Origin of the sequence: Actinoalloteichus fjordicus (assembly GCF_001941625.1) — a bacterium.
GTDB lineage: Bacteria > Actinomycetota > Actinomycetes > Mycobacteriales > Pseudonocardiaceae > Actinoalloteichus_A > Actinoalloteichus_A fjordicus.
The window spans coordinates 3,113,974-3,133,812 of the sequence record NZ_CP016076.1 but is presented as its reverse complement, the minus strand read 5'-3'; the positions used below and the strand labels follow the sequence as shown (position 1 = coordinate 3,133,812).

The following is a 19,839-nucleotide window of genomic DNA, read 5'->3' as shown; positions in this document are numbered from 1 at the left end:
GGGCTTGAGTGAGATGGGCATCGTGCAACCGGAGTCCCGCCGGGGATTCCTTCGTCTGGCGGGCGGCGCGGCCGTCGCCGTCGGCGCCTCAGGACTGATCACGGCGAACGCGGCGGCGACGCCGGGCAGGCACCGCCGGGTGCCGAGGGAGCACATCGGCATTCAGCTCTACACGGTGCGGAGCCTGATGGAGTCCGACCCCCAGGGCACCTTGAACCGGCTCGGCGAGATCGGCTACGCGACGGTGGGCGTGAGCGGGCTCTACGGCCACCGTCCGCAGGAGTTCCGCGCCATGCTCGACACGGCCGGGCTGCGGGCCGTGCTCACCCACCTGAGCCTGGACGCCATCCGAGGCGACTGGCAGCAGGCGCTGGCCGACGCCCACGTGCTGGGGGTGCAGTCGGTCGTGGTGCCGTCACTGCCCGGCGAACTGCAGAACCCGGCGGGCTACCGTCAGGTGGCCGGGGAGTTCAACGTGGCAGGCCTGGCGGCACGCAAGGCCGGGCTGCGCTTCCTGTATCACAACCACGGTTTCGACTTCGCCACCGTCGACGGCGAGGTGCTCTACGACATCCTGGTGGAGGAGACCGACCGTCGACTGGTGAACTTCGAACTCGACCTCTACTGGGCGGTGGACGGCGGCTACGACCCGGTGGACTACTTCCGCCGGTATCCGGGACGGTTCCCGGTGTTCCACGTCAAGGACATGGCCGCCGACGGCTCCTTCGAGGACGTCGGCCACGGCACGCTGGACTTCCCTCGGATGTTCGCCGAGCGGCGGTCGGGGGTGCGGGAGTACGTCGTGGAGCACGACGCGCCCGCCGATCCGCTGAACAGCGCGCTGCGCAGCTACGAGTACCTGTCGACGATGCGGTTCTAAAGACCGGCCGCAAGCTGCTCGCCGGCCCGTCGTGGCGGTCCCCTTCTCGGGCGACCGCCACGACGGTCCTGGCGGGCAGCCAGCTCGCGGCGGCGGCGAGGCGCGCCTCGCCGCCCGTCCTGGCGCGGACCGATCGGGCGGCGGCCGGGTGAACGGCGGCGGGCCGACATCGTCGCCCGTACCGTCCGTCCGGCGCCGTGGTCGACAGCGCGATCAGCCGATGTCGGCGCCGTAGACGTGGTCGACGGTCATCACCATGAGCACCCGGCGGTCGGACACCATCACCGACCGATACTCGTCCCAGTCGGGGTGCTCGCCCGCAGCGCTGCGGTAGTAGTCCACCAGCGCCTCGACCTCGGGGCCGTGCGGGTCGGTGCCCGGACCGATGAGCGTCGCCGTGCCCTCGGCGGTGGCCCATGCCCAGCCGTCGGCGCTGGTGACCTCCAGGGTGGCGCGCGGGTCCCGGCGCAGATTCACCGTCTTGGCCCGGCCCTCGGTCATCGAGACGTAGAGGACACCGGCCGCCCGGTCGTAGAAGGGCGTGACCGGCGAGAGCTGGGGGCGGCCGTCCGACTTGATCGTCGCGAGGACGCCGAGGCGAGCCTCGGCGAGCAGGGTGTGCGGGTCGAACGGGGTTGCGCTCGCGTCCGGGGCCTGCTCGACATCGGTCGGCTGCGCCTCGGCAGCCGACGCCGCCTGCGTGGCCGAGGGCCTGCGGAACTGCTCGATCATCGCCGAATAGCCCTCGCCGCCGCGCCCGTCGGCCACGGCCCGGTCGGCCAGCGCCGTGAGGAACCTGGGGAGGTCGACGTCGATCCCGAGGGCCGCGCTCTCGTGCACGAGGTGCGCCATCGCGCCACGGTGCGTGTCGATGGTCGCGTCGTCGGCCGGGTACGCGCCGTCGTCGACCTGACGCGCGTATCGGGACAGCCACCCGGTCGTGGTCTCGATGATCGAGACCGCCAGCGGGTGCAACGCCGCAGCGCCCACGCCCGCGGTGCCCACCAGCGCGGCACCGTGGAGGAAGCTGTTGAGCACGCTCCACATCAGGCTGAGCAGGGCCACGTCGTGCAACGACGCCAGCCCGTGGTCCTCGCCGAGGTGCGTGGTCTTCCCACCGAGGACGCGCAGGGTCGGCGCGTGCCGCGCGAAGGACTCCCCCGACCCGCTGTAGAGGATGACGGTGTCCGCGCCGCCGACGGCCTGCGGGTCCGTCATGATCGCGCCGTCGAGGTAGCCGACGCTCCGCTCATCCGCCCACCGCGCGGTCTGGCGCGCCTGCGCCGAGGAGCCCGAGGTCAGGTTCACCAGGACTCGGCCGTCGAGGACCTCGCCCACCGGATCGAGGAGTCCCAGCACGGCGTCGTAGTCCGCGACGCAGACGACGACGAGCGGCGCCGCCGCGACGGCCTCGCCCACGGAGGCGGCGAGCGTCGCGCCCTGGGCGACGAGCGGGTCGGCCTTCGCCGCCGTGCGGTTCCACACGGTGGTGGGGTGGCCTGCTCGCAGGAACGCCTCGGCGAGTGCCCGGCCCATCAGGCCGAGGCCGATCACCGTCACCGGAGCCTGCTCGGCATCGTGGTCGCGGGTCGGGAGCTGCCCGGAAGAAGAGTCGATGGTCATGACACGATCATCAACCTTCACATCGGTATGAAGGTCAAGCGCGCGGCCCGCAATGCATGCGAAAGGAGTCACCGTGCTGATCGGAGAGCTGAGCAGGCGTACCGACGTCCACCCCCATCAACTGCGGTACTACGAGTCCCAGGGCCTCCTTGCGCCCCGGCGCAGCGCGGGCGGCTACCGCGAGTACACCGAGGATGCCGTGCTGATCGTCACGCAGATCAGGCAGTTGCTCGCGGCCGGGCTGTCGACGCAGGAGATCCGCTTCCTGCAGCCGTGCGTCACCGGCGCGGCGCCCGATCTGGAGCCCTGTCCGGAGGCTCTGACCACGCTGCGCGCACGGCTCGGCGGTCTCGACGCCCAGATCGAGACGCTCGGCCGTTCCCGCCGAGCGCTTCAGGAGCACATCGAGGCCACGGAGCGACGGATGCCCGACCGCAGCCGGGAGTGCGAACCCAGCGCGGTCGGATCCTCGGGGTGATCTCGGGAGGTCGGTGATCGGCCTGTTGCTCGGAGGCCCGGCAGGGGCGCGACGGACTCGGGCCAGCGCGCCGAAGACCGAACGGGTCGGCGGCGGTGCAGCCGGTGGACGCCTTGCGGACGGTGCCGCATTGCCCACAGAGTCGGTGTCGCACCGCCCCACCCGGCGGCGGGTCACCGCCGCCGGGTGGGATGACCGCCGTCGAGGTCGCCTCCTCCGAAAGCGGGTCGCCGTCGACCACGGCGACCCGCCCGGCCGGCATCGATCCGACTGCGTCGACCTCGAATCGACACACTCGCGCAGGCGGATCGTCGACTGCGGCTGTCGTCGGCCCGCCGCCGATTCACACCGGGACCATCGGCGGACTTCGACGACACCGGTTGATCCGTTTCTTTCACACCTGATGTCGACTTTTCGCGGAACTGTTTCACGAATTCACTGTCGACGAATCATTGTCGACATCAACACTCGCGGGGAATGGCGACCGATCAGCTCCGATCGAATTCCCGATTCGAGCGCCGCGACCTCGGCAGGCGATCAGCGCCGACGGCGACCGACCTGCCTGCTGCCGAGAGGACCATACGGCCCCGCAGCGATGTGGTCGGCGCCGACCGTCGACTCGCCGGGGATCAGCCCGTCGGGGCCGTCACGCCGGCCGCGCGCGCCCGCTCGATGTCCGCAGGGGACGGCTCGACCCGGCTGAACTCGTCGTGGCCGAGCCGGGCGGAGCTCCACTCGTTCGCGGGCGTGCTCGACGAGGTCAGGATCCACTGGGTGTTGATCCGATCCTCGGCCTCGTCGAAGTACTGTCCGCTCCAGGTCGCGACGGAGTGAGCGTTGCGGAAGGTGTTCTCGTAGGCCACCACCCAGCCCAGCGGGATGCCCTGGCCGGTGGGCGAATCGGTGTCGTAGCGTCCGGTCAGGACGTAGGTGTTCTCCGCGTTGCCGACCGCAGACTCGTAGGTTCCGCTGAGCGACCCGTCCGTCCCGGCGGTGATGACCATGGTGGAGCCGAGCTGGTTGTACCACGTCCCGGTGATGCCGACCGTGCTCGGCGGCCCCCCGGATTCCGGGGCCTCGGCAGCACCTGCGGTGCTGGCGAACAAGGTGAACAACGCGGCGAAGATGACGGCGAACGTCCTTCTTTTTCCAAACACGGAGATCTCCTCGATGAGATGTGAGTGTTCACGTCGGCAGGCTTCGCGATCAACCCCAGAGCATCGCGAGAAGAAGCCCGCCCAGCGAGAGCCGGAGAAGTCGACGAGATTCTACTTCCCGCCTCGGCGTCACCGACCTTAATGGAGGAGAAGAAATCGAACATGACCCGTTCGAGTGGTAATAGGACGGGATTGCCGGAATAGAATGATGCGTCCGCACGCACCTAGTCCGCAGTGCCGGCGCTGCGGCGGGGCCCGGTCTCTCGCGCGCCCGGCGGCATCCGCTCGGCGGTCCGACGCCGACGCCGGAAGTGCGTCGGTGCCGGGGACGGTACAGCCGAACGACAGTAGCCAGCGACACTCGACGGCCCGTCCCCCCATGGGCACCTCAGGTCCCCCACTCACGCGAGCCGCGCGCCACGTCGACCCGGGTGGACCGGCGGCGGGCCGGGCGCTGATCAACCGGGAGCAGACCAGGACCAGTCGTCCCCGTAGACGTGGTGGATCCCCCCTCGGTAGTGGAACATCTCCTTGGCCAGCATCCCGTCCAGGCCGGGTTTTCCCGGCGACCAGGCGTTGGATTCGAACGGCTCCCCGTCGGGGGTGCCGTCCGCACCGACGACGATCGTCTCGCCTCGGGTGGAGCCGTAGTCGACGGTCAGTTCGAGCCGCCACAGATAGCGGTGTTCCGAGGTCAGGGAGGAGATCTCCAGGTCGACGGCCTCACCCTGCTCCACGGCCACCGAACGAACGTCGAGCCACGGACGCGGGCTCCCGCCGGTGGCATCGTCGTACATCAACGTGCCGCCGGGAGTGTCCAGATCCACGAAGACGTTCTCCACGTCGCCCATGCCCTGCGGAGTCTCGTGCAGCACGGTCCCGTCCAGCGGCGGTGCCTGCTCGACGACCAGCGCCCGCGCGGCGACGACCCGGACGGGCTCGCGCCGATTGCCCACCAGCGTGACGCGAAAACTGCTCCGGGTCTTGTAGATGTTCCCGACCGGCACCAGATCCGAGTCGCTCAGGACCGCGCCCCGCGCGCCGAACTCGCGCACCAGGTCGTCCTGCGGCCTGCCGTAGGTGCGTTCCAGGGTCGCCTGGTCGATCACGTCGGGGAACACCCAGGTCTGCGGTGAGACGCCGACCGGGCGGACGCGGGCGGTCACCGCAGGCTCGGCGGCCAGTCTCGCGTCTTCGAACCGGTTCGCGCCCTGCTGGGCGCGGGCCTCCTGCTCGCCTGCCTGATTCAGGCTGATGCCTGCCCCCAACCAGACTCCGCCGACCGTGAGCACCGCCGGGATCATGGCCACGCTGGCCCAGGTCCACCATCGACGCCATTCCGGTTTCGCGGGAGCCTCGCGTCGACGGGATGCTCTACGTCGCCTCGATCTGCGTCCCATGTTCGCCCCCTCACGCCACCCCGAGCATAGCGCGCAGAGTCACGAGATCGACGCGGATCGTGACATCGGAGGCACCTCGTCCGGTACTGACGACCTGGCCGTCGCGTCCGCCACCCCGGCGGGGTCGAGTCTCGAAAGACACCCGCGGCGAGGCCGGACGCCCACCCGCGCTGCCTGCTCGGGCTCGGCGACGAGACGGGGCGCGCTCGGCGCCGCCGGTCACCACGCGTCGTCCTGCCGCCCGCCCAGGTGCCGGGCCAGGAAGCGGTCGACCGCGCGCTGCGTGTCGATCAGGTTCTCCGGACTGCGGAAGAGGTCCCCCTCCTCCTCGACCAGACACTCGGCCTCGACGTCGCGGGCGCGCAGTGCCGCCACGATCTCCTCGGCCTCGGACCGGCCCGCTCGGGCGCCCGAGGCCCGCCGGACCATCAGCAGGGGCGCGCGGAGCTGATCCAGCCTGCTGATCGGCGAGCGGGCCAGCATGTCGGTGCGCTGCGCGGGCTCGTCGGGATCGCCGACGAAGAGGTGCCAGTTGTTGGCCAGGAAGGGCCGGAGCGCCTCGGGCAGCGTCCGCATGAAGCTGACGAGGTTCGACATGCCGACGTAGTCGACGGCGGCGGCGAAGAAGCCGGGGGTGAAGGTGGCGCCGACCAGCGCCGCGTAGCCGCCGTAGGCGCCGCCGAAGATCGCGATCCGATCGGGATCGGCGTAGCCCTGCCGGACGGCCCAGGTGGCGGCGTCGATGAGGTCGTGGTGCATCTTGCCTGCGAACTCCCCGATGGCGGCCTTGACGAAGGCCTTGCCGAAGCCGGTCGACCCGCGGAAGTTCACCTGGAGCACCGCGTAGCCGCGATTGGCCAACTGCTGGACGACCGGGTGGTACCCCCAGCCGTCCCGAAACCACGGACCGCCGTGGACCACCAGGACCAACGGCAGCCCGGCAGGCTCCACGCCCACCGGCAGCGTCAGATACGAGGGCAGCGCGACCCCGTCGCGGGCGGGGATCGTGACCGGTGTCATCGGCGCCAGCGCCTCAGGGTCCAGCGCCGGATACGCGCGGAAGAGCAGTCTGCTCTCTCCCGTCGCATGGTCGTAGAGGAAGGTGGCCCCGGGATCACGATCACCAGTGAAGGAGACGAGCCATCGCCGTTCGCTCTCGTCCGAGGACACTGCGGCGAGATCGCCGTCGGAGAGCTTCTCCAGGTTCGCCAGCACCTCGGCGAACCTGGGGTCCAGAGCGTGGATTACCTGCCGCCCGCCCAGATAGCGGGCCCCGATCAGTTCTCCCGTCCCCTGGCGGAGGATGAGCGGCGACGGAAGCGCGGGGGCCACGGCGGAGCGGCTGTCCAGGTCGAATGTCGGATGGCTGTCGACCTCGGACTCCGCGCCGGTGGCCAGGTCGAGCCGAACCAGCCGAGTCCGGTCGCTGCCCCGGTTGGAGCCGATCCACAGCCCGGTCCCGTCCGGGGTGATCTGAGTCGGGTAGACGGACATCGGGTAGTCGGCGCCCTCACACAGCATGATCGGGGTCAACGTCTTGGTGACACCGTCCCACCGCGACAGTTCGATGTCGCCGTCGATCGTCAGGGCGAGAGCGAACACGTCCCCCTCGGGACCACACAGCCAGCCGCCGACGTCGCCGGGGCTCTGCGCCAGCATCACGAGTTCACCACTGGCGATGTCGACCTCGTAGAGATCCAGCGCATCGAGCCGCTCACTGCTCAGCGTGACGATCGCCTTCCCCGGTCGGCGGGCGGGAAGCTCGAACTGGGCGACCACCGCGCCAGGGAAGGGCGTGAGGTCGACGATCGGCGCGGCCGGGTCCGCGAGATCCACCCGGTAGAGGTGGCCGAGGTCGTCACCGCCGCCGCTGTGGGTGTAGAGCAGCCACCGAGGATCATCGGTCCAGCGGTAGTCCCGCACGTCGCGAGCCTCCTCTGCGGTCACACACCGCGCGGCCTCGTCGACGTCGATGCGCTGCACCCACACGTTCAGGCGGTTCCGCCACAGCGCCAGGTAGGCGATCCTGGTCCCGTCCGGCGAGATCGACGCCCGGCTGCGGGCAGGAGAGGTGAAGAACTCCTCCACGGTGATGAATCTCGGCAACGCCATGTCGATCCTTTCGCTTGCTCGGTGACGACACGCGCCGGGCCGTCTGTATGGAGTTCCGCCCCGGCGGAGCAGACCTTCGGGTGTCCGTCTGCGCACTGCGCCGGTTCAGGAGAAGCCCTGCCGCTACGGCACACTCAAGCCCGACGATGGTGATCCACGTCACTCGGCACTGGACGCGTCGTCGCCGCGGGGCGTCGCACACGTCGATGGGCCGGTCTCGTAACGGTATGGTCTCCGTCGTTGTGCAAGTCGGCGAATCCGCGCCGACGGCTCGGTTGCGCGGAGGGTGGACAGTCGTGGCGTGGAGCACCCGCCAGCTCGCGGAGCTTGCCGGGACGAGTCTGCGGGCCGTGCGGCACTATCACGCCGTCGGCCTGCTCGCCGAACCCGAACGAGGCTCCAACGGCTACAAGCGCTACGGCGTGGCGCACCTCGTCCGCCTGCTGCGCATCAAGCGGCTGGCCGAACTCGGCTTCTCGTTGACGCAGATCGCCGACATGGGCGACGCTGACGAACACCCGGAGCAGGAGCTTCGCGCACTGGATGCCGAGCTGGCCGAGACCATCGAACGCCTGCAACGGGTGCGCGCCGAACTCGCGGTCACCCTGGAGCAGACCGCACCGACCGATCTGCCGACCGAGCTGGGCCTGTCCACCTCCGACATGAGCCTCAGTGAGGCCGACCGAGCATTCATCGTGGTCCTGTCCAGGGTGCTCGGCCGGGAGGCTCTCAACACCTACGCTCAGCTGCTGAGAACCACCGAACCGCACCCCGCGGACAACGACCTCACCGACCTGCCGCCCGATGCCGACGACCAGACTCGCCACGAGCTGGCCAAGCGACTGGCCGCCCACGTCAGCGACCTCGACGCCCGGCATCCCGGGCTCCTGGACGTGAGTCAGGACACGCCGCTCGGCAAGTACGTCACAGCACAGACGCTCAGCGTGGCCATCACCGATCTCTACAACCCGGCGCAGATCGACGTCATGCAGCGCATGAGCAAGATACTGAGGGCTTCCGAGGAGCCTGATGGGGACGGCGACGGGGGCTGAAGCGGACTTCCCGGCGGGCGTCCGGCTTGCCTGCGGAACAGGCGGAGATGGCGGGTGCGCGACCGCCTGCCGTCTTTGGACCGGGAGACTGCCGGTCCGGGGTCGGGTGGCAGTGTCGGCGTCGGCGGGTCGGTGCCACAACGACTCCCCTGCGTTCACCCGACATAGGTGCGGCAGTGGTGATCCGCACCGGCCCGGAAGGGCCGGTGCCACGACGTCGTCTCGACCGTCCGGATCGCGTGGGGAGACCGTTGCGATCCTCACCCGCCCCGAAGGGCCGGTGCCACTCGGGGGTGCGGCGGAGGTCGTCCTTGGCGTACATGGGGTTGCGATCCTCACCGGCCCCGAAGGGCCGGTGCCACCGCCACCCTCCGACAAACGAGTTCGGGCACCACGGAGTTGCGATCCTCACCGGCCCCGAAGGGCCGGTGCCACCCGAACCTGACCAGCCAAGGCCCGTGGCAGCCGCTCATGTTGCGATCCTCACCGGCCCCGAAGGGCCGGTGCCACTGGGGAGGACCTCCTCGACACGTTCACCGAGTACTCGACGTTGCGATCCTCACCGGCCCCGAAGGGCCGGTGCCACTGCGGAGATCCGCCACACTCCAGACCGGTTGACCGTGTTGCGATCCTCACCGGCCCCGAAGGGCCGGTGCCACCCTGCGGCCGATCAGGTGATCGGCGGACGACCGGCGTGGTTGCGATCCTCACCGGCCCCGAAGGGCCGGTGCCACACCTGCACCGCGTCCGCGCGGTCCTGCACGGACAGGTTGCGATCCTCACCGGCCCCGAAGGGCCGGTGCCACCGTGTTGCGTGCCCGGTCGGACATGGCCGTGGCCCGCGTTGCGATCCTCACCGGCCCCGAAGGGCCGGTGCCACGCGGGGCTGGTTCGGCGGAGGAAAGGGCTCCGACGAGTTGCGATCCTCACCGGCCCCGAAGGGCCGGTGCCACCGGGACTGGGAGGACGGGGGCACCTGGCCCAACAGCTGGTTGCGATCCTCACCGGCCCCGAAGGGCCGGTGCCACCCGCTGAGGACGCGGAAGCCTACGCCGAGGCTCTGGAGTTGCGATCCTCACCGGCCCCGAAGGGCCGGTGCCACCTGACCGGCGACGTCGATCTCGGTGGTGAGGGTGTCGTTGCGATCCTCACCGGCCCCGAAGGGCCGGTGCCACCCTGCTTGTACAGGGGCATTGCCTTCTCAAACGCCCCGAGGTTATCGAGTGGTGACCGACACGCCCGAAAGGCACTTCGGACTGACACGGCGTGTCGCCCGACGCTCACCTTCCTCAAGCGCCAGGACTCAGTAGATCAGCGGTGCGCCATGCGGCGCCTCGGGCGAGCGGCCGAGGTGTTGAGCCCTGCCGAGTGCCCCCGCGTTCATCTGGTAGACCCGGATGCTGTCCTGGTCGCCGTCGATCACGTCGAGCAGGCGCTTCTTCATGATCATCCAGTCGACGTCGGAGCACACGATCTCGAACACCGACTTCTGCACCCGAAGCCCGTAGGCCTCGCACACCTTCGCGACCCGCCGTAGGCGCCGGGCGCCGTCCGGCGTGGTGGTGTCGACGTCGTAGGTGACCAGCAGTTCCATCGTCAGCTCGCGATCCACGGGGTATAGGCGGGCTCGTCGCCTCGCAGATGACGAGCGAACAGCCGGGTCTGCACGATGGGCAGTAGCGCAGCAGGAACGTCGCGGTTCAGCCCGCTGTGCCGCCACGCTCGTTCCCTCGCCTGGGACCACTCGGTCAGCACGACAGCACGGCCCTCGTCGGTCAGCGCGACGCCGCCCGCCGGATCGGATCGGGTGTGCGCGGCGGTGATACGCCGCCGGTTGAACAGAGTGAGCACCAGTCGATCGACCAACAGGGGACGCAGTTCCTCCATCAGATCCAGCGCGAGCGACGGTTTGCCAGGGCGGACCCCGTGCAGATAGCCGATATAGGGATCGAGGCCTCGATGTTCGAGAGCGCCGATCACCGACACCTTCAACATGGTGTAGCAGAAGGACAGCACGCAGTTGAACGGATTCTCCGGTGGGCGCCTGCTACGTCCCGGTGGAACGCCTTTGGCCAACAGCGGGATCCCCTCGAAGTAGGCGCGAGCGGCATTGCCCTCGATGCCGAGCAGCTCCGTCAACGACCCGCAGGAGGCCACCGCGATCAGCGCCTCGGCATGGCGTTCGGCGATCGCGCGGATGTCACTCTGCCTTGCGCCGTCGGCGTCCCGCGCGATTCGTAACAGCAGCTGCCGATAGTTCTGCAGCTTCCCCGCGACCACGGACTTCGCGATCGTCAAGCGTCGTGCCGCGTCGTCATACGCGCGGACCTGTTCCAGCCGAAGCAGCGGATTACCCAGCTGCGCTCCCCCTGCCCGGCCGAGGAAGCGGCCGTTGCGCGACAACCACGTGATGCCTCGATCGTCGGCGAGACAACGCAGCATGAGTTCGTCGCTGACGTCGACTCCCCGCCACACCACGAGCTGATCGATCCGGATCAGCGGCTGGATGTGCCGGCCGGGGCGCTCCGGGTGATGGATCCGAATCGTGTCGCCTTCCAGGTGCAGGCTGGTGCCCGGCGTGGAGACGAACAGCGTGCGCAGCAGCTCAGTCATCCCACCGTCCTAACGGCAGTGGCACGAACAGCGACGAGGCGTCGATGCGGGCGTCGGGCATACAGCCTTCCTTCAGAGAGCAGCGATCACACCGCCGGTCGTTGACCGGTGGCGGCAGCGACCCGGCGCGTAACACCGCACGCAGCCGTGCCACGACGTCACGAAGTCGGGCCTGCAGCGCGTCGTCGACCACGACCTCGTGACGTCGGCGCTGCCGGCCGGCGAAGATCACCCCGTGCGGCACGTCGGCGGAGAACATGCCGCGCAGGCAGATCACCTGCGCGGCCACCTGAAGATCAGCGGCGCTGCCCGGCCGATAGCTTCCGGACTTGTGCTCGACCGGAATCGGCTGTCCGTCCGGGAACTCCACGACATCGCAGATGCCGTGGACCCCGAGCGTGGTGTCGCTGACCTCCAGGGCGGTCCAGGTCCGTACTCCCGTCCGGGAGACGCCGGGACCGCCCGCGTCGACGACCTCGTGGGCGAAGTGACCCCGCTGCGTGTCGACGTTGTCGGCGAAGTAACGGTCCAGATGGATCAGGGCGGCCTGCCGAGGGCAGTAGCCGAAGTGCTCGATCGCCGAGATCGGGATGCTGGCCCACTCCTGCTCGGCGGCTGACTCGTCCACCTCGACCCCGGCTCAGGCGATGAGCTTGGTGGCGGTGATCCCGGCAGGCAGGTCGTCGTCGGCGACGGAGACGACGTAGTCGCCGAAGGACCGAGGCGGCAGGTCCGCATCCGGGTCGACCCTCTTCACGGAGACGCGCCCGGCGAGCTTATGCGCGGGGGCGTTGCCGAAGGCGTTGTCATGGCTGAACACGTACAGTCCTCGGGCCGTCATCGTGCCGCGCGCCGACGAGCGGTCGTGGTCGAACATCATCTCCAGGCTGCGATAGAGCAGTTCGAAGTCGCGACTGTCCACGCCGGTCTGAGCGCCTCGGGAGGCGGAGTAGTAGAGCTCGGCCTTGTAGAGCCCGTAGGGGACGGTCCACTTGCTGCCCATCTCGGTGGACTCGCCCTTGTCGATGTCTGGCTGGGTCGTCTGGGTGACGCGGGTGATCGTGTGCTGCTGCGGCGCCACCGGATCGAAGCTGCGGGCGTTGGTGACCTGCAGCGGACCGTAGATCTGGCCGAGGGCCTTCGTGTCTCCGGTGCTCAGCACCGCACCGAAGAGCCGGATGTCGGCGTAGCGCTCGGTGAGCCAGGATCGCCCGGCCTGCAACTCCTCCTCAGTAAGGCGCTTCTTGTTCGAGTCGAGGTTGTTGGCGGTCATCGTCTCCGCCGCGCGGGTGTTCAGCGCGTGACCCGCCTCCACGAAGATCCCGTACCGGGAGTCGCCGTCGGCGGCCAGCGGGAGGGTGTTGCGGATCTTGCGCTTGATCGCGACATCGGTGACCAGACCGTGGCCCGACTCCTCGTCCATCCGAGGCCGGTTGCCGAAGTCCGGATCGCCGTTGGGGTTTCCGTCCGTGACGTCGAACAGGAACACCATGTCGTGGCGGACGGTGGGGTCGAGGTGCGCCGGAGTGCTCATGCGAGAGCGTGCCTTTCGTGAGAATCGCCCTAAGCCGGGCGGAGCAGCGAGAGCGGGATGACGGGGGTACGTCGGTCAGGACTGCGCGGCCTTGCGGGCCCGGGCCTGTTCCCTGTCGTGGGCGCGTTGCTGGTGGTAACCGAGGACGAACTGCATCTGCCTGCGGGCAGGCAGATACGTCGGGAGCGGCTTGCTCGCGTCGGCCAGATCGGCGATCAGGTCCAGCGTCTCGGCGAATGCCACGGCCTTGGCCCGGGTATTCGGGCGCCGCCGGAGCTTGGCCAGCCAGGCCGAGGCGAGCTTGCGTCCTGCGGCCACGGCGGGCGTGGGATTGGCGACGGCACCTGCGAGATGTCGATCGCCGAAGGTCGCGTTGAGCTTGCCCTCGCTGGCGGCATACTGGATCTGTTCCAACACCGAGAAGATGCGGCCGAACAGATACGCGGTATCCTGATTCTTCTCGTCGAGACCGGCGGTCACGGAGGGCTCCTTTTTTTTCGGATCGCATAGCGCCAGACGCAGGAGCGCGGCGCGGGCAGAGTCGATGTGTCCGTCGGCGCCGATGCGGCGCAGTACGTGGTGCGGCACCGACGGCGGTAGAGCGACGCCCCGCAGGGCGCGGGCGAGCAGGTCACGCTGGATGTGTTCCGGGCGGCGGGCGGAGCGGGAGCTGTGGTCGGCGTAGCGGCTGCCTTCCCACCGGCCGGTCGCCATCAGCAGGATGGCGAGTCCGTGACGCTGCGGCTCGTCCTCCCATTCGGAGACCATGTGCGAGTGCTCGTGCCAGAGCGCGAGGTTGCGCAGCGCCGAGGTCAGCGGCATGTCGATCCAGTCCCGGACCATGATCCGAGAGTTGTTTCCGCCGAGAGTGACCGAGCAGAAGCGCTCCGAACTCTCCTGTTGGTCGGCCAGCGCGGCAGCCCGATCCAGATCACCGGAGCGGAGCCGCGAGAGGAGCCGCCGGACCGCGCCGGGGTCCGCGGTGCGGGGCATCACGTCGTAGACGTCACGCGGAGGGGCCCCGACGACCCACCAGGCCATGACGCTGTCCTGGCCGGGCAGCCGATAGGCGTGCTCCGAGCCCAGCAGGTGGGTCAGGCCGGTGCTGAAGGCATTGCCGCAGGTGAAGCAGATCGGAGTGTGCGCGAGGCTCGTGGTCAGGCCGTAGCCGAAGACGTTCTCGTTGACGCTGACCAGCGCGACGTCATTACCCGCTCCCGGCACCAGACGCGCGGCGATCTTGGTGGGGATCGTCTTGACCAGCGCACCGTGCCGCCCGCAGACCAGGCACAACCCGGCGGCGGCGTCCTTGCCGCTCTTGCGCCGGGTGACCTCGTCGGTCCAGAACCGGATCGCCGAGTGGGCCTTGCTGAGCAGCTGCCCGTCCACCGCGAGTAGCACGCCCTGTTTTGCCCCGTACCCCTCCGGGCGCTCCCAGTGGGTGTAGTCGCCGTCCCGATAGAAGGCCCGCACCGTCTCGGCGGCGGGCTCGTGCCCGGCGGTGTCGGCCCACGCCGAGACCAGCTCGATGAACTGCTGATGGCACTGCGCGACACGGTCCGGCTTGGTGGTGTCGTCCCCCCATCCGAGCACGTACTGGACGTCGTCGGCGCCCAACTGCGCGGCGACCTGGATCGAGCGCGTCATCGCGGGCGTCGACTCCCGAAATCCCCGGAGCCGTCCCTTGGCATCGGGTTCTCGGATGTCGGTCAGACGGGCCGGGCGGCCGTCGCTGAAGAGATCGATCCGCCAGACGAACTCCCGTTCCCGGTGGAACGGCGCGCTGTCGGTGGTCTCCTCGGCGTACTGCACCAAGCGCTGCAGCAACATCATGCCCCCACTGGTTGAGCTGCGGTGATTCCGGTGCGGGGGATGTGCATCCGACCGTTCTCCAGTCGCGCGGTGAACCAGGAGAAGGCGACGTCCTCTCCCCTGCGCCGCACGCTGTGCAGCATCACCCCGAGATCGGAGTGGCCGGTGATCCGCTCCCGCTCGTCGATCTTTCCGAAATAGGCGCTGAACTCCCGAGTTCCCAGATACGGCTGGTGGAAGCACTGGCCGCGCTCGACGCGCCTGCGGAACTGGTCGCGGTAGGCAGCCTCGTTCTTCGTGGCATGCGGCTCCAGTTCAACATGCGCATGGATGCGATAGGCCACGTCCCGCAGACACACCGCATGACGTTGCGTCCGATTCTCTGCGGTGTCGACGGTCCGGCGGCGCAGCAAGGCATCCGACGGCGACACCAGATCCGTGGTCTCGTTGCGGCGCTGAGTGAACTGCCGAATCGGGTTGAGCACGTCGATCGCCACCGGCCGCCACCGGAACTCCGGCTTCCAGAAGATCGCCTCCAGCACCCCGATCGCCGCCGTCGGCGTCATCACCGGATAGCTCACCCGTTCGGCCTTCAGCTCAGGGCGGGTGAACAACGCGCCCGGCCCCCAGACCTGCACACTCACCGGCGGCTCCCCCGACGCCGACGGCGATAGTTCCTCCCTCACCAGACCTCCTGCTCAGTCGAACCTGTCGTGTCAAGGCCGTAGGCCCGGTCGTAGGAACCGCGCCATTCATAGAGATCACCGAGGAGCGGCCGACACAACGCCACCACGGCCGGGTCGTCTACGACTCGACGAGGCAGCGACACCACGAAGGGCTGGAGTCTGCGCAGCAGCCGCCCCGCCTCCTCGGGATGTCGCGCGAGCCGCTCCACCAGTTCGGCGGCGGGCGTCGTCCCGTCGTCCTCGGTCACCACGACCGGGACGGTGTCGTCGTCGAGCATCCGAAAGGCCAGCGTCGAATCCCGAACCTGACCCGTTCCGCCCGCGTGCGGCGGCCCCTCGGCGACCGAGAGAAAGTCGAGCCTGCGCCGGTTGTCCTGGATCGCCCTCGCCCGAGCGCCGTTCTCGGCGTTCGACCGCTGATACAACGCGCGGTAATAGACGTCCAGCGCGTCGAGGTCGTCCGGGTCGACCACGCCTGCATCCTGCTGGCCGAACACCTCCCCGGTCACCTTCGTCCCGATCCGATAGCCCGACGGAGCGGACATGTCCTCCGCGTCGAAGACCACCACCAGGCCCGTCTCGGCACGCCCCTCCCGGTTCGCGCGGCCCGCCGCCTGCTGCAACGCCTCCGCCGGGGCGAACGCCCGGAACACCACCGGAAAGTCGACGTCGACACCGGCCTCGATGAGCTGCGTCGACACCAGCCGTACCGGCTCTTTCTCGGAGAGAAGGCGCTGCACCGTCGCCAGCACCCGCCTGCGGTGACCCGGATACATCCGAGTCGACAGATGGAAGACGTCGCCGAAGCCCCGGCCCGCCCAGGATTGATAGATCTCGCGGGCGTCGGCGATCGTGTTCACCACGACCAACACCTGATCGTGTTCGACCGCCGCCTCGGCCACCTCGACGAGGGTCGGCCTAGGATCCAGCCACCAGCGGTACACCACCCGACGCATCTGCCGGAACAGCTCACGGGGCTCGTCCACCACGTCGTGCACGCGCAGTTCGCTCCAGACGTCGAGAGCCTGAAACGACGGCTGCGTCGCCGAGGTCAACAACACCGTCGTGCCGAACTCCTCGGACAGGATTCGCAGTGCATCGAGGATCGGCGTGAGCACTCGCAGGGGAAGCGCCTGTACCTCGTCCAAGACGACCACCGCGTTGGCCAGCCGGTGCAGCTTGCGCATCTGCGACGACTTACGGCCGAACAACGAGTCGAAGAGCTGCACGGTGGTGGTCACGACGAACGGGCTGTCCCAGTTCTCCACCGCGGCCCGAAGCCGCTGTTCCTGCGCCCCGGCATCGGTCGAATGCTCAGCAGGCCGCACTGCCGAGTGATGTTCCAGCACCGCATCAGGCCCCAGCAGCGATCGGTAGACCCCGGCGTTCTGCTCGGTCACCGTGATGAAGGGGACCGCGACGATCACCCGCCGCATTCCGTGCTCCGCCGCGTGATGCAGTGCGAATCCGCCTGCGGCCAGCGTCTTCCCCACTCCGGTGGGGGCAGGCATGCGAAAGATCCCCGGCTTCTCGGCGGCATGTTCGATCGCACGTCGATACACCTGTCGACGGACGTCGTCCAGTGGAGACTGATCACGATGCGCCAGGTGCGCCGCACGCCCGGCCTCGAACCGGTCGCGCAACACGGCCAGGTCGGTGTCCGGTCGGACCTCGGGTGCGGAACGACCTGCGAAATGCGCCGCCGTGTCGAGATGGTCTGCGTCCACCAAGGCCGAGAACGCCAACCGGATGCCCAAGTCGAGGATCGATTCGGACCGTCGCCAGTGCTGTGGAAGCAGGGAGCCCGGTGGAAGATCCAGCACGCGCTCGGCGTCCTCGACCTCGGCGAGAAAGGCACGCACGGTCACCTGATCCGGTTGCGTCTCCAAGAGGTCGTGCAAGGCGCCGAGTTCGGTGAGACCGCCGTGGTGCCCAAGAATCGCCAACGCCGCCGGGCCGGCAACGGAACTCAAGAGGTGCGCGCCCAGCTGCTTGTGCGGGACCCCGACCGCACCCTTGTGCACGTCGGCCTTGCGCAGACCGTCCTGCCAGGACGAACAGGCCTTGCCTGCATCATGGAAAAGCCCGAGCGCGTAGCCGAGATCGCCTGCGCGGAACTCCGCAGCGAATCGCTGCGCAAGTTCGGCAGTGGACAGGGCATGATCGGAGAGGACATGCCACTCCCCCCGCTCATTGGAACTGTGAGCCCACATCTCCGCGCTCCTGTCACACCGTGGGTGTCCCGGCGACCGCCCCCGACGGGCGAGACGATACACAGGGTGACCGACTGACTTCGGTGGGCGGCGCGATAGTCGTCGTTGACCGCACTCGGCCACGCCGCTCGCCCAGCGATCGAGCGCCAAGCTTCGCGCGGCAGCAACCAGGGACGACGGCTCTAGATCCGGGCGGTAGCCTGATCGCGTCCCTGCGACGGCGATCGGCGCACATCAGCGCCGGCTCCGCAGGTCAGCCCCTGTGAGGATCGCAACGTCCATCGTCACGTGCCAGCGGTGGACAAGGTCGCGGTGTCTGTCGACCTGCTCAGAATTTCTGGTCGGTGCGGCCGTCAGCAGCTAGGTTCTGCTTGTCGCCTACGCACAGTGGGGACCCGATGACGATCCCCGGCGGGTAACCCGTCTCAATCAACGGCGTCGTCATCCGCGACGGTGCCGTTCTCCTGCTGCGCAACGAGCGCGACGAGTGGGAGCGGCCCGGCGGCCGTCTCAAACTCGGTAAGACACCCGAGAAAGGCGTGACGCGGGAAATCGTCGAGTGATCCTCGTGGCCCGTCACGACGGGTCCAATTCTGGATGCCTGGCCCTACTACATCGCGCTCGCCCGCAAGACAGTGCTGTTCGTGACCTACGGCTGTCATCCCGACGACACCGAGGCCGACCCGGTGCTCTCGCACGAGCACAACGAGATCGCTCTGATACCGGTCGCCGAAGTCGGCGGCGTGCGAATGGCCGAGGGCTACCAGCTGTCGATCTCCACCCGGGCGGCGCGGCTGCACACCCCGACGCGATGGCCCCGGTTGGGCGGCAGGAACCGTGGCTCTGAGCCTGCGACGGCCCGCTCTCCCGAATCGCGATGGGCGCGTTCGTGCGCGGCAAGACGGTCGGCGATCGGTTTAGCGGGGACTGCCCCCACCCACCCGGCTGTCCTTCGGGGAGAGGGTTGAGAAGAAGTCACCTATCGAAGACCGCTGATCAGCCCTCTGCGTCGCGGACATCTTGTCCCTGCTCGGCGAATGCCTTGAAGTCCTGCATGTGCTGTTGCGACTGCTTGCGGAAGGCGCCGGGCATCAAGAGCCCGACCAGCCGCATCAGCAAGCCGCTGAACCGATACTCGTTCTCGCTCTGCCAGAGCGTCGACTGCGGACCGGCCTCGGTCAGCCGGTCGCGCACGGCGCTCCACATGCCCTCGCCGACGATCTCGCGGTCGAAATGAACAACAATGTCCCTCGGTATCGCGTGCAGGTCCACCGGTTCCCGACGTGTGATGGTCTCGGTGCACTCCATCTTCTGCTTGCCCATCTGCATCACGACTCGCGACGTGGTGCCGACCTGCCCGTGTGTGCCACTGAGCGGCTCGTGCAGCACCAAGCCCCGCAGCCACTCCGGCAGATGCGCCGGGTCTGCCAGCAGCTGGACCACTCGCTCCCTCGGCAGAGCGATCTCGATCGAGACGGTGTACTTCATGGCGGCGCGCTCCGAATTCTCAGATGTGCGAGCGCACGTTAACAGCGCCGGGCGCGCTGAGCTCGGCAAATCAGGGCGCCGCCGGGTTGACATGCATCACCCTGTGTAGTCGATCATCTCGATGTGCCGACGCCGACTCGACCGCTGGCTCGTCGCTGAGCTTACGGATGTCGATGGTCGTCGTGTACTCGGTGGCGTGCGCGGCGCTGCATTGCGACTCGTACGCCGACAGCGTGGCTTGTTCTGATCGGCCCAGGGCACGGGTTCGGTGGCGGTGTCGAAGTAGGTGTTGCGATCCTCACCGACCCCGAAGGGCCGGTGCCACCCGCACTCCGAGATCCGGCAACTGCACGGACGCGATGGTTGCGATCCTCACCGGCCCCGAAGGGCCGGTGCCACTGACGGACTCCGGGGACACCGCCCTTCACGAGGTCGGGTTGCGATCCTCACCGGCCCCGAAGGGCCGGTGCCACCCCCTACCCGGGGGAGTACAACCCCCGCATCCTCGAGTTGCGATCCTCACCGGCCCCGAAGGGCCGGTGCCACCCGTCGGCCTACTCCTCGATGAGGCGGCGCGGATCTCGTTGCGATCCTCACCGGCCCCGAAGGGCCGGTGCCACCCCCGAGTTCTACGCCAGCCACGTGGCGGCAGTGCTCCAGGTTGCGATCCTCACCGGCCCCGAAGGGCCGGTGCCACGTGTGGTCACCGGTGGGGTGATCGGTCACAGCCGCTGGTTGCGATCCTCACCGGCCCCGAAGGGCCGGTGCCACCGGCCAGCGTCACCGGCGGC

Annotated in this window: 16 protein-coding genes, 1 pseudogene and 2 CRISPR repeat arrays (1 of these 19 only partly in view); of the genes and pseudogenes, 4 read left to right on the top strand and 13 right to left on the bottom strand. The window is 68.8% G+C overall.

What is annotated here, in order from left to right:
* The first annotated feature begins 13 nt into the window (after nucleotides 1-13).
* Nucleotides 14-880: a sugar phosphate isomerase/epimerase family protein gene (locus UA74_RS13950; protein ID WP_075740618.1), complete on the top strand. Its 867-nt coding sequence runs from the start codon at nucleotides 14-16 to the stop codon at nucleotides 878-880.
* A 213-nt stretch (nucleotides 881-1,093) separates the two neighbouring features.
* Here the strand turns inward: UA74_RS13950 and UA74_RS32815 are convergent, their stop codons facing one another.
* Nucleotides 1,094-1,495: a PPOX class F420-dependent oxidoreductase gene (locus UA74_RS32815; protein ID WP_232237841.1), complete on the bottom strand. Its 402-nt coding sequence runs from the start codon at nucleotides 1,493-1,495 to the stop codon at nucleotides 1,094-1,096.
* A 93-nt stretch (nucleotides 1,496-1,588) separates the two neighbouring features.
* Nucleotides 1,589-2,503, bottom strand: a pseudogene (locus tag UA74_RS34260) (NAD(P)-dependent oxidoreductase); the annotation flags it as partial.
* 73 nt (nucleotides 2,504-2,576) lie between these two features.
* Here UA74_RS34260 and UA74_RS13940 point away from each other — a divergent pair.
* Nucleotides 2,577-2,981: a MerR family transcriptional regulator gene (locus UA74_RS13940; RefSeq protein WP_075743796.1), complete on the top strand. Its 405-nt coding sequence runs from the start codon at nucleotides 2,577-2,579 to the stop codon at nucleotides 2,979-2,981.
* Between the two features lie 629 nt (nucleotides 2,982-3,610).
* On the opposite strand, the gene UA74_RS13930 is transcribed toward UA74_RS13940, so the two are convergent.
* The 3 genes from UA74_RS13930 to UA74_RS13920 form a co-directional block, all read right to left on the bottom strand.
* Nucleotides 3,611-4,138, bottom strand: a complete 528-nt coding sequence (locus UA74_RS13930; protein ID WP_198043019.1) for an avidin/streptavidin family protein — start codon at nucleotides 4,136-4,138, stop codon at nucleotides 3,611-3,613.
* Between the two features lie 458 nt (nucleotides 4,139-4,596).
* Nucleotides 4,597-5,448: a hypothetical protein gene (locus UA74_RS13925; RefSeq protein WP_157434167.1), complete on the bottom strand. Its 852-nt coding sequence runs from the start codon at nucleotides 5,446-5,448 to the stop codon at nucleotides 4,597-4,599.
* A 309-nt stretch (nucleotides 5,449-5,757) separates the two neighbouring features.
* Entirely contained in the window at nucleotides 5,758-7,650 is a 1,893-nt protein-coding gene (locus tag UA74_RS13920; protein ID WP_075764519.1) for a S9 family peptidase, read from the bottom strand.
* A gap of 296 nt (nucleotides 7,651-7,946) precedes the next feature.
* On the opposite strand from UA74_RS13920, the gene UA74_RS13915 reads away from it, so the two are divergent.
* The gene (locus tag UA74_RS13915) at nucleotides 7,947-8,702 is read left to right on the top strand and encodes a helix-turn-helix domain-containing protein (protein WP_075764517.1); all 756 of its coding nucleotides are present in this window, start codon (nucleotides 7,947-7,949) and stop codon (nucleotides 8,700-8,702) included.
* A 176-nt stretch (nucleotides 8,703-8,878) separates the two neighbouring features.
* A CRISPR array of direct repeats spans nucleotides 8,879-9,877; the repeat unit is 37 nt; unit sequence GTTGCGATCCTCACCGGCCCCGAAGGGCCGGTGCCAC.
* A 128-nt stretch (nucleotides 9,878-10,005) separates the two neighbouring features.
* On the opposite strand, the gene cas2 is transcribed toward UA74_RS13915, so the two are convergent.
* The 7 genes from cas2 to UA74_RS13880 all read right to left on the bottom strand — a co-directional run bounded on the left by cas2 (nucleotide 10,006) and on the right by UA74_RS13880 (nucleotide 17,560).
* Nucleotides 10,006-10,314 (bottom strand): CRISPR-associated endonuclease Cas2, encoded by a 309-nt coding sequence (cas2, locus tag UA74_RS13910; RefSeq protein ID WP_075764515.1) that lies wholly within the window; start codon nucleotides 10,312-10,314, stop codon nucleotides 10,006-10,008.
* Nucleotides 10,299-11,315 (bottom strand): CRISPR-associated endonuclease Cas1, encoded by a 1,017-nt coding sequence (gene cas1 / locus UA74_RS13905; RefSeq protein ID WP_075764513.1) that lies wholly within the window; start codon nucleotides 11,313-11,315, stop codon nucleotides 10,299-10,301. Before cas1 ends, cas2 begins: the two co-directional genes overlap by 16 nt.
* On the bottom strand, nucleotides 11,308-11,943 hold the full coding sequence (cas4, locus tag UA74_RS13900) for a CRISPR-associated protein Cas4 (protein WP_075764511.1): 636 nt from the start codon (nucleotides 11,941-11,943) through the stop codon (nucleotides 11,308-11,310). The genes cas1 and cas4 overlap by 8 nt, the downstream gene beginning before the upstream one ends.
* 12 nt (nucleotides 11,944-11,955) lie before the next feature.
* Nucleotides 11,956-12,849, bottom strand: a complete 894-nt coding sequence (cas7c, locus tag UA74_RS13895) for a type I-C CRISPR-associated protein Cas7/Csd2 (RefSeq protein ID WP_075764509.1) — start codon at nucleotides 12,847-12,849, stop codon at nucleotides 11,956-11,958.
* 75 nt (nucleotides 12,850-12,924) lie between these two features.
* Nucleotides 12,925-14,682, bottom strand: a complete 1,758-nt coding sequence (gene cas8c / locus UA74_RS13890) for a type I-C CRISPR-associated protein Cas8c/Csd1 (protein WP_232237750.1) — start codon at nucleotides 14,680-14,682, stop codon at nucleotides 12,925-12,927.
* The gene (gene cas5c, locus UA74_RS13885) at nucleotides 14,679-15,347 is read right to left on the bottom strand and encodes a type I-C CRISPR-associated protein Cas5c (RefSeq protein WP_075740606.1); all 669 of its coding nucleotides are present in this window, start codon (nucleotides 15,345-15,347) and stop codon (nucleotides 14,679-14,681) included. Before cas5c ends, cas8c begins: the two co-directional genes overlap by 4 nt.
* Nucleotides 15,344-17,560, bottom strand: coding sequence for a CRISPR-associated helicase/endonuclease Cas3 (locus tag UA74_RS13880; protein ID WP_083683193.1), 2,217 nt, complete (start codon nucleotides 17,558-17,560; stop codon nucleotides 15,344-15,346). Before UA74_RS13880 ends, cas5c begins: the two co-directional genes overlap by 4 nt.
* A 428-nt stretch (nucleotides 17,561-17,988) precedes the next feature.
* On the opposite strand from UA74_RS13880, the gene UA74_RS33530 reads away from it, so the two are divergent.
* Complete coding sequence (locus UA74_RS33530) at nucleotides 17,989-18,123, top strand: NUDIX domain-containing protein (protein ID WP_318533310.1); 135 nt, start codon at nucleotides 17,989-17,991, stop codon at nucleotides 18,121-18,123.
* 433 nt (nucleotides 18,124-18,556) lie between these two features.
* Here UA74_RS33530 and UA74_RS13870 read toward each other — a convergent pair whose 3' ends face one another.
* Nucleotides 18,557-19,048: an SRPBCC family protein gene (locus UA74_RS13870; RefSeq protein ID WP_075740604.1), complete on the bottom strand. Its 492-nt coding sequence runs from the start codon at nucleotides 19,046-19,048 to the stop codon at nucleotides 18,557-18,559.
* Nucleotides 19,049-19,336: 288 nt separating this feature from the next.
* Nucleotides 19,337-19,839: direct repeats of the CRISPR family, unit length 37 nt; unit sequence GTTGCGATCCTCACCGGCCCCGAAGGGCCGGTGCCAC; it runs 271 nt beyond the window's last position.